This window comes from Anaerolineales bacterium (assembly GCA_003105035.1).
Taxonomy (GTDB): domain Bacteria; phylum Chloroflexota; class Anaerolineae; order Anaerolineales; family UBA4823; genus FEB-25.
The window spans coordinates 218,122-229,406 of record PQAL01000018.1; the positions used below are offsets into that span (position 1 = coordinate 218,122).

9 protein-coding genes are annotated in these 11,285 nt (G+C 53.0%); 3 read left to right on the forward strand and 6 right to left on the reverse strand.

The features are described 5' to 3' along the window. The first annotated feature begins 1 nt into the window (after position 1). The 3 genes from C3F13_08555 to C3F13_08565 all read left to right on the forward strand — a co-directional run bounded on the left by C3F13_08555 (position 2) and on the right by C3F13_08565 (position 3,938). Positions 2–1,402 (forward strand): hypothetical protein, encoded by a 1,401-nt coding sequence (locus tag C3F13_08555; protein PWB53940.1) that lies wholly within the window; start codon positions 2–4, stop codon positions 1,400–1,402. 15 nt (positions 1,403–1,417) lie between these two features. Next, the gene (ade, locus tag C3F13_08560) at positions 1,418–3,193 is read left to right on the forward strand and encodes an adenine deaminase (GenBank protein ID PWB53941.1); all 1,776 of its coding nucleotides are present in this window, start codon (positions 1,418–1,420) and stop codon (positions 3,191–3,193) included. 103 nt (positions 3,194–3,296) lie between these two features. Further along, positions 3,297–3,938 (forward strand): hypothetical protein, encoded by a 642-nt coding sequence (locus tag C3F13_08565; GenBank protein PWB53942.1) that lies wholly within the window; start codon positions 3,297–3,299, stop codon positions 3,936–3,938. On the opposite strand, the gene C3F13_08570 is transcribed toward C3F13_08565, so the two are convergent. The 6 genes from C3F13_08570 to C3F13_08595 all read right to left on the reverse strand — a co-directional run bounded on the left by C3F13_08570 (position 3,931) and on the right by C3F13_08595 (position 11,273). Next, a complete protein-coding gene (locus C3F13_08570; protein PWB53943.1) occupies positions 3,931–5,310 on the reverse strand; it encodes a hypothetical protein in 1,380 nt (459 codons plus the stop codon). The genes C3F13_08565 and C3F13_08570 overlap by 8 nt on opposite strands. Before the next feature lie 60 nt (positions 5,311–5,370). Then, complete coding sequence (locus C3F13_08575; GenBank protein PWB53944.1) at positions 5,371–6,063, reverse strand: cobalamin-binding protein; 693 nt, start codon at positions 6,061–6,063, stop codon at positions 5,371–5,373. Then, positions 6,020–7,429 (reverse strand): hypothetical protein, encoded by a 1,410-nt coding sequence (locus tag C3F13_08580; protein PWB53945.1) that lies wholly within the window; start codon positions 7,427–7,429, stop codon positions 6,020–6,022. Before C3F13_08580 ends, C3F13_08575 begins: the two co-directional genes overlap by 44 nt. 48 nt (positions 7,430–7,477) lie before the next feature. After that, positions 7,478–8,887 (reverse strand): hypothetical protein, encoded by a 1,410-nt coding sequence (locus C3F13_08585; protein ID PWB53946.1) that lies wholly within the window; start codon positions 8,885–8,887, stop codon positions 7,478–7,480. A gap of 55 nt (positions 8,888–8,942) precedes the next feature. Next, positions 8,943–10,373, reverse strand: coding sequence for a hypothetical protein (locus C3F13_08590; protein ID PWB53947.1), 1,431 nt, complete (start codon positions 10,371–10,373; stop codon positions 8,943–8,945). A 138-nt stretch (positions 10,374–10,511) separates the two neighbouring features. Beyond that, entirely contained in the window at positions 10,512–11,273 is a 762-nt protein-coding gene (locus C3F13_08595; GenBank protein ID PWB53948.1) for a hypothetical protein, read from the reverse strand. Positions 11,274–11,285: the final 12 nt, after the last annotated feature.

Consider the following 11,285-nt stretch of genomic DNA (forward strand, 5'->3'; position numbering starts at 1 on the left):
GATGTTCCACTCGCAAGAGTGGAAGCGGGAAAGGCTTGAGCAGCTGCTTGACCTTTCTATTCAAGGCGAGTTCCTGGATGAAGAGACCTGGGATCTTGAAAGGGTCGCCTCTACAGTCCGCCGGTTAGTGCGACAATATAATATTGCATGGTCACCGGAATGCCTCATCCCGGACAATCCCGATTTAATCCACTCGATCTTCCAGGCTGGGATCGCATTGGCAGCCGAGTTGGGGGTTTATGTTCGGGATACTCACTGCGTTGCCAGGTACAGCCTGGAAGAAATTCAGGCAGGCATGGAGTCAATGCCAGGGGAGCTGACGATGGGTGAGGGGAATGATTCACGCACCCTGTTTTCCAGAAAGGTGATGGATGAACGGCCTCCCAGGGTCTGGGGGGGTAGCCCAGGGACATCGCTACCCGAGGAATACTTCCTGGCGATCGAGACCAGTTATGCAAAAGAACCTCTGATCGATATGCTGTCAACCGGGTCTTTAGCTACGGTAGATGGACGGGAGGTGCGTACTGGGACACCTCTTGAGCTACTGGCAACCCAGCGTGAGTTAACGTTATTGAGGAAAGCAATCGAATACACCGGCAGGCCTGGGATGGGCTTGATGGGGGCCGAAAGCTCCGTCTCGGCTTATGGTGATGTGGGTGTGGCAAATCTTAAGTTCCTGCGGCCTTGCGATGCCCACCTGATCCCGATGCAGAACGAGCTAAAGGTAGATCATACCAGCCTGATGAAGGCAGCCAATTCGATCGAATATGGCATGCGCAACTCATCCCTGGCGTGCGTTGTGGTTGGTGGGCTTGGCGGGGATGCACCTGGTGCTGCAGTAGTAAACGTGGCATCATTTGTGCTTTCCAACCTGGCATGTCTTTCGGATTTCCACAGCTGCCATCCGATCCACATCCGGCATACTTCCACGACCACCAGGAGTGTATTGTGGGTGGAAAGTGTGGTTTGCCAGGCATTCGCTCAACATGCACCATGCATCATCTTCGGAGACATTTACCCAAAGAGTGGCGCCCTCACCAGGGAGTTGCTTTATGAAGTGGCAGCCAATGCAATCGTCATCACCGTGTCTGGAGGTCATTTGAAAGGTCCGGCCAGCGCAGATGGGTTGTTGCCGAACTGCACCGGATTAGAGGCACGCTGGATGGGGGAGGTCGGGCAGGCAGTAACGCGGCAGGGATTGGACCGGCAAGCAGCCAATGCACTCGTCAACCAGTTGATCCGCAAGTATGAGCATATTTTCAACCAGCCGGCGGGCAACCCTGGTGTACCTTTTACCCAGGCCTATGACCTTGATACCCTTGAACCCCGGATGGAATGGCTGGCACTTTACGAAGAAGTCAAAGAAGAATTGCACACACTAGGTTTAACGGCATTATCGTAAAACTGGACGGTTAACTTGGAAACAGTCGACGATATCATTGAATTGGTTGCAGCGGTTTCCGGCGAGCGGGAGCTTGACCTGGTTATTTGTGATGTGCAGCTGGTTAATGTTCATTCAAGTGAAATCCAGCCCACCTCGTTAGGGGTATTTAGAGGTCGGATTGTTTCACCGAGTGTTAATCGCCAGTCAACCGCCAAGCAAATCATCGATGGGAAGGGTTATTTCGCCCTACCCGGATTGATCGACACCCATGTGCACGTTGATTCAACCCTGCTTACCCCATCCGCATTGGCTGAGCTAATCGTACCGCATGGGACGACGGCAGTATTTGCTGACCCAATGGAGATTGCCAACGTAGCAGGGATGGCCGGGTTGGAAGCATTCGTCAAATCTGCGGGTGAGCTTCCATACCATTTCTATGTCGAGGTGCCGTCGCGCGTGCCATCCGCCCCAGGCCTGGAAACAACCGGGGGCAGCCTGGGATTTGCAGATACCAAGAAAATGCTGTCCTGGAAAATGACCATCAGCCTGGGGGAGCTGGATCCCTCAAAGGTGCTTGGCAAATTGCCGGAATATTTGATGAAGGTGGTCGAAGCGCAGGCAGCTGGGAAGATTGCCAACGGTCACACGGCAGGGTTATCCGGGGAAGACCTGGCAGCTTACGCTTGCGCATGCATTGCTGACGACCATGAGTGTATATCATACGATGAGGCCAGGGAAAGGCTGGCGTTGGGCATGGCAATCCTGGTGCGGGAGGGGAGCACTGAACGCAACCTGGAAGCGCTGGTTGGTGGGCTGGTCAGGGCAAAAGCAGATACCAGGCACTGGATGATGTGCACGGATGATAAGCACCCCGATGACATCGCCCGGGAAGGCCATATCGACCACATGCTGCGGAAAGCCATATCCATCGGGCTGAAACCGGTGCGGGCGATCCAGATGGCGACGATCAACGCGGCGACTCACTTCCGCCTGGAGCATAATATCGGCAGCCTGACTCCAGGGAGATGGGCAGACATCATTCTCACCAAGAATCTTACCGACCTGCGACCAGACAAAGTCTTCTTCAAGGGGGAGCTGGTGGCTGAAGGTGGTCGGATGACCCGCGCGATCCATCCATCTCCATTCCCAAATTGGCTGCGCCAAACGGTAAAGATCACCCACGGTCGGCAGGCTGAAGATTTCCACCTACATGAAGATGGCTCATCAGTGGACGCCTGGTTGATCAAGATATTTCCTGACCAGATCGTTAACAAAAGAGAAATAATCACTCTTGAAGTAGTCGATGGTTATGTTCGTGCTGATTTTGAAAGGGATGTACTTAAACTGGCAGTGGTCGAACGTTATGGAAAGAATGGGAATATCGGAATCACATTCGTTAATGGTTTTAACCTAAAAATGGGGGCTCTGGCATCCTCTGTGTCGCACGATCACCACAATATCGTGGTCGTAGGTGCTGATGATGCCTCCATGGCGTGCTGTGTGAGGGCAATCGAGCGCCAGCAAGGTGGACTAGTGGCGTGCAAAGGGGAAGAAGTCCTGGCTGAGCTGCCCCTACCCATTGGTGGATTAATGAGCGATCATAAAGCCGGATGGGTGATCGAAGCCTTACAAAAAATGAACCAGGCAGCCTATGATCTTGGGTGCAGGCTGCCTGCACCTTTTATGAGCCTGTCATTCATCTCCTTGCCGACCGTTCCTGAGCTCGGTCTGACTGACATGGGCCTGGTGGATGTGCATGAGCATAGGATTATCGCTCCATTCCTGCACCCCAAGAAAATGGCCAGGTGATTATCTCTTTTCAAAAGCAGTGATGGATGATTAGTGAGCCTTGAGAACTCTATCAATCGAGGAATCTGCAATAAATACAAATCGAAGAAAGAGCAGGTAAATCATGGACAGTGAATACCAATCCCTCTCTGAAGCAATTCACGCCGGTGATAAAGAAAGCGGGATCAAAGAAGCCTTGGCATTGGTGAATCGTGGGAAAAAGGTCCCTCAGATTTTCATTGAGTGTATCGAGCCGACCCTGGTAGAAGTAGGCGATCAGTTTAGCCGGCTGGATATCTTTTTGCCGGAGTTGATGAACTCCGCTTCCACAACCAAGGCGATCCAGGAGGTGCTGTTGCCCTACCTGGCGGATGAGCCATCGCAGTCTAGGAAGGGGAGGATTGTAATCTGCACTGTCTCAGGTGATCTGCACGATATTGGAAAAAATATTGTCAAAACCATGCTTGAAGTAAACGGCTTCGAGCTGAGGGATCTGGGCGTGGATGTCCCTGCCGCGAGCGTGATCAAGGCTGCTGTGGAGTTTAATGCTGATATCATTGCTCTCTCGGCGTTGATGCTGCCATCATTACCTTCGATGAAGGACGTGATTGATATCCTGCGTGAGAACGAGAAGTACAAGGGCCGCTTCAAGGTGATCGTGGGCGGCGGACCGGTGAGCCAGGATTGGGCCGATAAGGCAGGTGCGAATGCCTATGGCGATAACGCCATTGAGGCAGTCAAGGTTGCCCACGCATTATTTACGTAACCGGCAAACCCCAGTTGGAGACTTGTTCCAGGACATCGTCGTAAATTGCCAGCCATTCCGAGGTTGGCTGGATTGTATCCCGTTCATAGACCTCCTGGAAAGGTCGGCCGAATGGTTTCTTATCCTGTAAATCCTCATAATTTTCAAGGGCTTGTTTGACGATCTCATCCGCCTGTTCGCGATTCAGCTGAGCAGCGGCTTGGGCTACTTTCCCATTAAAGCGCGCCTCCAGGCCTGAGACATGGTCTTGTACGGTACCGCAGGCAGAGCGCGGACCTAAGATGCGGCTGATACCGGAGGCTGTGCAGAGTGTGGTGAATGCAGCACACTCATAGAGCAGGGTCTTGGTTCCTGGCCCACCCACCGGGGAAACGGTCATATTGGTCATCAGATGGCTGTTGCGTGCCAGGGCTTGCAGTGCCAGACTGGTGGCCTGCATGATCTCCCGGCTGGTGTCATTGAAGTTGAACGGGTGAGTGGGGGATGATCCGTGACAGACGGCCATGAAGGCCAGGTTAAGTGCGACCATCTCGGCAGTCAGGAGCACAGCAATACCTTCGCTCCCGCCACCCAACCCGCCGTAAATAGGGTTGGCGAACGGGTCGATGATTCCATTTTGGTAGATCACATGCGCCACTTTGTTGAGCTGCTCAAAATTTATTTTCAGCTCACTGATCATGCCCAGGGTATGCATGTCCGTTGGACGATAGCCTCCACGACTGATCGCAGAAAGGAAACCGACATCGCTAATGCTGATCTGAACACAGTTGATGGCCATACCAGGGCGGTTAGCTTTTTGGAGCACATGCATCATCTGGTCGCATTCCTGCCAGGCAGCCATGATTTCTAGGGGCGAGCGCGTTCGAATATCGCTTCCATTGGTTGTACTCAGTGTTCCGGGGCAGACCACGTCCACACCTGGTTCTTGGACGTAGCTCAACATAACCGGAATGAACAGCCCTTCACTAATTGGTGTGCCGACCGGCCCACCCATGTTGAGTGGTGGGCGGGTCTCGCCAATCGTGCGGTACTTTTCATGTACCGCATCATCGCCCGCTCCCAGGATTACCTCCTGGGGGGCTTCTGACAGGATATGCTCGATCTCAGCCCGGTTGAACTGGATAATCCGGCCGGTATCGAGGCAGTAGATGCCGCTGCTTGCCAGGAAATCCAGGGCTGCCTCCCATACCCGGTCAGCCAGCTCGTTGTCAAGGTTGACCACGTGCGAGCGATCCAGACGAATACCATACTGCTTGACCACCTGACGGAGACCCAGGGTGACATGCTCGCGATCGAACTGCTCCTCATCTACAATGGGACCTCTCAAGCTGCGTTGAATAACATCCATTATTCGAAGGGTATTTATCATCATTATTGCCTTGTCTGCGGGATGTTATCCCGGATAGGATAAGAAAAATCTCCGAGTAGATAGCTATATTGACGATGGCTGGTCGAGCAAGCGCTTACATAAGTCAACCGCCGAGGCCGCATCAGGTGCGTAACCATCTGCGCCAATCTCGTCTGCCCAGGTTTGGTTAGTGGCACCTCCACCAATGATGAGCTTGACCTGATGGCGCAATCCTACCTCTGAGAATAGGTGGATCGTCCTCTTCTGGGCAGGCAAGGCGGTGGTCATCAGAGCGGATAAGCCAACAATATCGGCTTTTTCCTTCTGGGCAGCCTCGAGGAAAGCGCTAGCCGCTACATCACGTCCGAGGTCGATTACCCTGAAACCGTGCGATTTTAGCAAGATGCACAGGATGTTCCGTCCGATGTCGTGGATATCTCCCTCGACCTGCCCCAGGACGATCGTGCCAAATGAGAGGCTTTCCTTGCCAGCTTTCAGCATTGCTTCTTCCAAAAGTGCCGTCACACGCTCGGCGGCTTCACCAGCCATCATCAGCTCGGGCAGGTAAATCTCAAAATCCTGAAACTTTTGGCCCACATCGGTCAGGGTGGGAACGAGGGCTTGCTGTACCAGCGCAAGAGGCTCAATGCCATTCTCCAATATTTGCCTGGCAACGGCTTCAGCCTGGTCGCTATCTCCTACCCGCAAGGCTGTGTCGAGTTTTTCACGCAGATCAGAGGGAATGATTGTCATGTTGTACCTTTCTCCGGACTCCATTAATATCCAGACCCATGCGGGTCAGCTCCTGACAGACCTGGTAGTAGATACCCAGCCACTCCTCTCCAGGCTCGAGGGTGTCGGTGTTATAGAGCTCTGGGAAGGCCTTACCGGGTTTTGGATTTGCCAGGCTGTGTTCGTAATGTGTTAGGCAATCCAGCACATAGCTGTTCGACTGCTCGCGTGTCAGCCCAAGGGTAGCGTTGGCTACCTGGGCTTGGAAACGGGCTTCAAGCCCGCTGGTGTGGTCAGTTTTGGTGCCACAGGTTGCTCCCACGCCGTGCTGGTTCATTCCACTGACTGCGCCGACAATGGCACCAGCTGCTACTTCCCACAAAACCTCGCTCGTCCCCAGACCTGAGCGGGTGTATAGGTCATTCACACACACCATGGGGGTGTTGCGCGCCAGTGCCTGGCCTGCCATTGATTGGATCCACAAGCCCAACCTGTCGGTGTTGTGCGACCATTGAAGATTCATGTGGCCCATGAAGTGATAAGACACGCGATAACACACTGCGCCAAGGATATGGCTGGCAACGGTTACAACCGCCGTACCTTCAGCACCACCACCCAGCCCGCCCACCAGGGGGGTCATCAGGTCTACGATGTGCATCCCGATACTTTGCATGTATGCAACTCGTGAAAGCTGGTCGTAATTCGTCTTCAGCTCAGGCAGCTGAGATACCAGCAACCCATCCGATGTGCGCAATCCAGATTGGGGATCGAAGGTTGCCATTTTCCCGGCGCAGGTGAGAGGCACAGCTACGTCTTCGATGTGCATGCCCGGTCTGCCAGCCTGGCTAACGGCTTGGCGTGCAACAGCAGCTTCCTTGCGCGAAGCCAGGATTTCGCTTGGGGACCCTGCAACGATCAGCCGTCCAAAATAGGTAGATAAAGATCCGGCACCCAGGCAGTCCACCCATGTCTCCTGCGCACAGGACTGCAAGATCAGTGGATGATATTTCTCGCTTGTAGGAGTGCCGGTTGGCCCACTGTGCATACGGCAGGGCTCAAAGCTCTCGACTTCACGGTGGCGTTCAACCACCGCGTCTTTGCCACATCCCAGGATAACCTCTGCTGGAGCACCTGCAATGGTTGCCTCGACTTCTTCCCGTGTGAATGTAATCCGCCGCTCGGTGGACTGATTGTAGACCCCCATCTCGAGGAACAGTTCCAGTCCGGCTTGATACAGGCGATCCGCCATGGGGTCATCGGATGGTACCAGCACCTGCTTATCAAATTTCAGGGCGTGTTTTTTAACCAACTCAGCGGTCTTGCGTGCCAGAGCCATGTCAAAGGCCTGCTCTTTCATGAATTGGCCGTTTTCTGATCTGTTAACGATTTCGGGTAAGTAGTTGTTATGCATAGGGGTGCAGATGTTCCCAATATTTTTTAGATAATTGCACTGCGCGATTCATGCGAATTTGGAGACCTTGCGAGCCCTTTTCCAGGCGCCTTCCATATCCAGGCCGAATTCGATCAGCTTTTCCCGTACCTGCTGGTAAGTTGATAACCATGCTTCGCCTGGTTCAACCGAGTCGGTGTTATATAGTTCGGGGAAAGGTTTCCCTGGGTTGGGATGATCCATGCTTTTCTCATAAAACTCAAGGCACCTGAGCACGCACACATTTGCTTCCTGGCGTTTCAAGGCAAGGGCGGCATGGCTTACCTCCGCGTTGAAGCGCGCTTCCAGCCCGCTGGTGTGGTCAGTCTCCTTACCGCCAGTGGTGCCAATACCCATCTGGTGGACTCCACACGGGGTGCAAGCGATTGCGCAGGCGGCTACTTCCCACAGCAGCTCTGCAGTTCCAAGTCCGTTGCGGGTGTAAATGGCATTGGTGGTGATCATGGGGGTATTGCGGGCAATTGCTTGCCCGACCATGGCATAGATCCACAATCCCATGCGGTCGGTATTGTGGGACCAGCGCAGGCTCATGTGACCCATGTCGTGATAGGCTGCGCTATAGCATACCGCCCCCATGATATGGCTGGCGACTGTGACGACTGCTGTACCCTCTGCCCCACCTCCTAACCCGCCGATAAGCGGCGTCATCAGGTTGCAAATGTGCATTCCAACGCTCTGCTGGAAGGCTACACGTGACAGCTGGTCATAATTGGTCTTAAGCTCTGGCATGATAGCTACCAGCATGCTGTCACAAGAGCGCAAACCTGTATCGGGGTCGTATGCCGACATCTTTCCAGCACAGGTGAGTGGGACAGCGACATCGTTGATGCCCATCCCGCCCCGCCCAGCCATCAGGGTGGCTTGCCGGGCAACCATGGCCTGCTTGCGACAGCCGAGGATCTCAGAGGGAGAGCCGGGAATAATCAGCTGGTTCATATAGGTGGATACAGACCCGCCGCCCAGGACGTCCACCAGTGGCTCTTGGGCACAGCTGAAAAGGATCAATGGATGGTACCGCTCGGAAGATGGGGTGCCTGTTGGCCCACTATGGACGATACAGGGATCACCCGTTTCGACTTTTCGATGGCGCACCTGGCGTGCATCCTTGCCACTTCCCATGGTGATGGTGTCAGGTGCTTCGGCTACAGCAGATTCCACTTCGTCTGTCTTGAATTGGATACATCTCTCAGTCGACTGGTTATAAACACCCTTATCGAGGAATAGCTCCAGCCCTGCCTGGTACAGACGGTCAGCCATGTCATCGTCTGATGGGACGACTACAGAACGGTCGAATTTAATGCCATGCTTACGCACGAGCTCCATCGTCTTGCGCGCCAATGCCAGATCATAGGCAGATTCCTTCATGAAAGGGCCATTTTCAGAGCGATCGAGGATAAGGGGAAGCCGGTTGTTGTGCATGTATCACCTTTCTATAAAGGTACAGGATAGTTGTGGATCATTATTGCCGCCCATTTCAATGCCTGATTTTCTCTTTTTCAGCTGCCTGGAGGATTTTGTCCAGCTCGCGGTCTGATTCAGGAGGAAGGGGATTGGGTTGGTGGGTTTCCATCAAGCGTCGAGCAACTTCTGCAGCCCGCTCCACGATCCCACGACTACCGCCATCCACCCAGGCTTTATAATTCTCCCGCACGATCACATCCGAGAGAATATATTCCTCCTGCCAGTGGGAGCGGGTATGCTTGGTTTTTAGATAATTGCCTGGAGGTGGACCGATTTGCTTGATCAGGTCAATGGCTAGGTGTTCTTCATCAATTTTGATACCATCCAGAACTTTTCCCACCATTCGACAGACTTCGTGATCGATAATCATCTGCACCGGTGAATGCGAACCTTCGTTATCCAAGCCACCCAGCGGCATGATGTAGTTCACCCCAGCAGTGGCACATAGGTAGGTCTGCAAGTGCTTTTCAAAGATTGCCTGGGGATCTGGAATCTTGGCATCAGTCATGGGATAAAAAACCCCCGATGGCATACCATAATACTTGGCAAGTTGAGCTGTTGCCACACCCATGAGTCCCACTTCCACTGCACCGCTGGCCATGCTGCCATAGCGCATGTCCATGGGGGTTGAGTATCCCATGTACATTACGCCACAGCCCGGATTGACCAGTTGCGCCAACACGGTTCCTCCCAAGATCTCAGCATTCTGAAGCACAAGTGTGCCAGCCATGGTTGCCGGACCCGTTGCTCCCTTTGAAGGACCGCTTAGAATAAGTTGTGGATTGCCCGATTCAGCGTAGTCGATTATACCTTGAGCCTGGTCGGCTGGTATGGCAAGTGGGGAAGAGATGCATATGCCTCCCAAGGTTTGCTGATTGGTGACTGCCACCATTTGCACCAGCCATTTCGAGCTGCCACCGAATGCGGTGCCCATGATCGTTTTATCAGTATTACGCAGCTCGGTGGCGTGCACCCACTCCAGCTCAACCTGGGGAGGCTTATCTCCCAGGTGGGCTACAGGCTGGCATAACGTGTGAACCAGGGGCAGTGCATCACAAAGGCGCACAAGCCTGGCGCATTCGTCTACCGTGGCTTCATGGCGTTCCATGGTGTCGATGTCAAGCCAGGTAAATCCTGGGAAGGAAGCAAAATATACGGTTTCTCCACCCAGATCGAGGCTCAGCTCAGGATTTCGGGCCTTGAGCAAAAACCTCTCCGGACATTGTTGGATAGCCCAGTCCACAATTGCCTGAGGGAATCTCACCCGGCGGATGTCATGGTCTACCTCGCATCCACCTTCCTCAAGGATGCATAAGGCACGTTCATGTACGACGGTCATCCCAGTTTCTGCCAGTACATCAAGGGAACCTTGATGGATCCTTTCAATTTCATCCTTTGAAAGGATCTCGTAGGGTTTTTTGCATTTAAATCCATTGAGTGGCATCGTGGGATCCTCGCGTTATGAGTTGAATTGGGTAGGCAAGTTTTCTGTTGACAGGATTACCTGTGTTGATGGGGATCATCACAATCACGGATTGATCTGCTCAATAACCTTCGCGGATAGGAAACCGGCAAAGAAAACTTATGTCCCGTTACGCGAACGGATCAATTTGAAGCTCATGCGGTTGCCTGGGTGATACTCAATGGATTGGTGAACTGGCTGTTCGTCACGGTTATATCCGATTTCGTCGATGACAAGCACCGGGGTGAGGGAGTCCATCTTTTTGAATATTTTCGGAATACCGCAGTTTTTTAGAATATCGGCCCTAACCGAGGAGACGTAATAAGAAATTGACTGTCCACATTTTTGCTCAAGGAATTCCAATATGGGTTCCGTGAGTCCCGGTTCAAATATTTCTTCACCGGGGAAAGCCTCTTTGAAAACCCACTCAGGGATATGGTTGATGCAGTAAATAATCGGGTTACCGTCGGCTAAAAAAAGCTTCTCGATTTCTAGGAGCTTATCACCTGGATTGAGCTTGAAGCTCTCAGCCTGGTCGGGGCTCATGGCGATCAATTCGGTACGCAACTGCTTATAGCCAGGTTCGAAGCCGTTATCAGAGATCAAACGTGGGAAATCAATGAACTGGTTGAGCAGGTTTGAGATATTCGAGCTTTTCCTGACAAATGTCCCAACTCCCTGGCGACGAATGATCAACCCCATTGCTTCCAGGCGGTCAAATGCGCTGCGTATAGTCGCTCGGCTGACCTTATAATTGGCTGCCAGTTGGTTTTCAGGTGGCAGTGGGGTCTCAGGAGGGAAGGTGCCATTCCTAATTTGTTCGATTAGGATGGTGAGGATTTGGGAGGATAGAGAGGATTGGCGTACAGGAGTTTTATTCATAGGACACTTGAA